The following is a 2662-nucleotide window of genomic DNA, read 5'->3' as shown; positions in this document are numbered from 1 at the left end:
TCGGCGCGCCCCGCCGAAAACGCCGCCAGCCAGCCACCGCTGGCGCCGCCGCCTCGCCGTGTTGCCAGGGCGCGTGGCGCGCGCGGGCCGCAGTTCGCGATGCAGGGGCTGATGCAGACCGATTTCGTGCAGCGGGGCTATGTGCCGAGGCGTCAGAATCCGGCGTCCTCGCCGACTCCCTAGCCCTGCATGCCCACGGCCGCCGCCGACAAATCGCCCCCCCGTTCCGATCGCCTCGACGCCCTGCGCGGCCTGGCCATCGTCTGGATGGCCGCGTTCCACTTCGGTTTCGACCTGAACCACTTCGGCTGGATCCGCCAGGACTTCTACCGCGACCCGGTCTGGACCTGGCAGCGCATCTGCATCGTCAGCCTCTTCCTGTTCTGCGCCGGCGGCGGCCAGGCCCTTGCGGTGCTGGCGAGGCAGGGCGCTGGCCGCTTCTGGAAGCGTTGGAGCCAGGTAGCTGGCTGCGCGGCGTTGGTCTCGCTGGGCTCGTGGTTCATGTTCCCCAACAGCTGGATCAGCTTTGGCGTGCTGCATGGCATCGCGGTGATGTTGCTGCTGCTGCGGATGGGCCTGAGCCGGTTGCCGAACGCGGTGCTGCTGGTGCTGGCCGCGCTGGCCGTTGCGGCGCCACGGCTGGTGCAACTGCCCTTTTTCGACACGCGCTGGACCAACTGGGTCGGCCTCGTCACCCACAAGCCCATCACCGAGGACTATGTGCCGGTGCTGCCGTGGCTGGGCGTCATGCTGCTCGGCTTTGCCGTCACGCGTGCCTGGCCCGGCCTCTGGACCGGCAGCGCGCCGCGGCCGCTGGCTGTGCTGGGGCGTTGGTCGTTGAGTTTTTATATGGTCCATCAGCCGGTGTTGATCGGCGTGCTGATGGTTGTTCAAGTGCTGAAAGGATCGTGATGCGGGCACTGCTTCTGGCCGCCGCTGGCCTGATGATGAGCTGGACCGTCCAGGCGGCGCCCTTCGTGTGGCCGAACGGCGCGCAGGCGGCCGTCAGCCTGGGCTATGACGACGCGCTGGACAGCCAGCTCGATCATGTCGTGCCGGCGCTGAACAAGCGCGGCCTGAGGGCGAGTTTCTACATTCCCATCAATGGCCCGACGCTGCCCGGCCGCCAGAACGAATGGAAGGCCGCCGCTGCGGCCGGCCATGAGCTGGGCAATCACAGCCTCTTTCACGGCTGCTCGGCCAAAGGCCCCGGCCGCGAGTGGGTGCAGCCGCAGCGCGACCTGGAGCGCCAGATGCCGGCCCAGGTGCAGGAGCAGGTCATCGCCGCCAACACCTGGCTGCAAGCGCTGGACGGCAAGGCCCGCCGCACGTTCACGCCCCCGTGCCTGGACATGCAGGCCGGCGGCCGGGATTTCGTCGCGGCACTGAAGCCGCATTTCGTCGCCTACCGGGCTGCCGGCCCGGCCATGGTTACCGATGCTGCCGCGCTCGACCCCTATGCCATGCCGGTCTATTTCGTCGAGGGCATGAGCGGCGAGCAACTGATCGCCCTGGTCGAGAAGGCCGCCGCCCAGCATGCGCTGGTGTCGCTGCTCTTTCACGGTGTTGGTGCCGAACACCTGAGCGTGACCCGCGAGGCCCACGACCAGTTGCTGGACCATCTGGCCAGGAACAAGGCGCGCTTCTGGACCGACAGCTTTGTGAACGTCATGGAGAACGCGAGGAAGCAGGCCGGCCGCTGAACCGACAATGCGGCCATGAGCTCCCCCAAGTCCGTCCTGTTCGGCTTCCACGCCGTCACCGTCCGCCTCAAGACCCATCCGGCCTCGGTCGCCGAGGTCCATTTCGACCCGTCCCGGCGCGACCAGCGCATGCGCGCCTTCGTCGAGCGTGCCAAGGAGGCCGGCGCCAAGCTGGTGGAGAGCAACGACGAGCGTCTGAGCCAGATCGCCGGCAGCCCGCGCCACCAGGGCGTCGTGGCCCGGGTGCAGGCGCTGGCCCAGCTGCATTCGCTGGACGACGTGCTGGACGCCGTTGAAGGCCCGCCGCTGGTGCTGGTGCTGGACGGCGTGACCGACCCGCACAACCTCGGTGCCTGCCTGCGCGTGGCCGATGGCGCTGGCGCCCATGCCGTCGTCGCCCCCAAGGACCGCGCCGTAGGCCTGAACGCCACGGTGGCCAAGGTGGCCAGCGGCGCGGCCGAGACCGTGCCCTATCTGATGGTCACCAACCTGGCACGGACCTTGAATGAGCTGAAGGAACGCGACATCTGGGTGGTCGGCACGTCTGACCAGGCCGAGCGCTCCATCTATGACCTGGACCTGAAGCGCCCGGTGGCCTTCGTGCTGGGCGCGGAAGGTGAGGGCATGCGCCAGCTGACGGCCAAGACCTGCGACGAACTGGTGCGCATCCCGATGGCCGGCGCCGTCGAAAGCCTGAACGTGTCGGTAGCGTCCGGGGTTTGCCTCTACGAGGCCCTTCGTCAACGTCGATAATTCTGACTATTCAGAAAAAATAGGAAGCCCGCCATGGCCGTCATCGAAGTCAAGCACCCCCTCGTCAAGCACAAGATCGGCCTGATGCGCGAGGTCGACATCTCGACGAAGAAGTTCCGCGAGCTGACCGGCGAGGTGGCGCGGCTGCTCTGCTACGAGGCGACGGCCGACTTCCCGCTGGAGAAGACGACGATCAACTGCTGGAG

At 67.8% G+C, this 2662-nt stretch carries 5 protein-coding genes; all 5 read left to right on the top strand.

Going from position 1 to position 2662, the window contains the following annotated elements; translation table 11 throughout:
* Nucleotides 1-183, top strand: a 183-nt coding sequence (locus AC1DU6_RS26570; protein WP_477860785.1) for a hypothetical protein, incomplete at its 5' end; no start/stop codon positions are given.
* 6 nt (nt 184-189) lie between these two features.
* Entirely contained in the window at nt 190-912 is a 723-nt protein-coding gene (locus AC1DU6_RS26565) for an acetyltransferase domain-containing protein (RefSeq protein WP_477860783.1), read from the top strand.
* On the top strand, nt 912-1703 hold the full coding sequence (locus tag AC1DU6_RS26560) for a polysaccharide deacetylase family protein (RefSeq protein ID WP_477860781.1): 792 nt from the start codon (nt 912-914) through the stop codon (nt 1701-1703). The genes AC1DU6_RS26565 and AC1DU6_RS26560 overlap by 1 nt, the downstream gene beginning before the upstream one ends.
* Before the next feature lie 15 nt (nt 1704-1718).
* Nucleotides 1719-2456, top strand: coding sequence for a 23S rRNA (guanosine(2251)-2'-O)-methyltransferase RlmB (gene rlmB, locus AC1DU6_RS26555; protein ID WP_056196486.1), 738 nt, complete (start codon nt 1719-1721; stop codon nt 2454-2456).
* A 33-nt stretch (nt 2457-2489) separates the two neighbouring features.
* Nucleotides 2490-2662, top strand: a 173-nt coding sequence (locus AC1DU6_RS26550; RefSeq protein ID WP_477860787.1) for a uracil phosphoribosyltransferase, incomplete at its 3' end; no start/stop codon positions are given.

Source organism: Roseateles sp. P5_B10, from assembly GCF_056400485.1.
Note: the sequence above shows the minus strand (reverse complement) of the source record. Positions and strands in the feature narration are given on the sequence as shown.

Coding starts and splice junctions, on each gene's coding strand:
- AC1DU6_RS26565 (WP_477860783.1), top strand. CDS start 190: ATGCCCACGGCCGCCGCCGACAAATCGCCCCCCCGTTCCGATCGCCTC.
- AC1DU6_RS26560 (WP_477860781.1), top strand. CDS start 912: ATGCGGGCACTGCTTCTGGCCGCCGCTGGCCTGATGATGAGCTGGACC.
- rlmB (WP_056196486.1), top strand. CDS start 1,719: ATGAGCTCCCCCAAGTCCGTCCTGTTCGGCTTCCACGCCGTCACCGTC.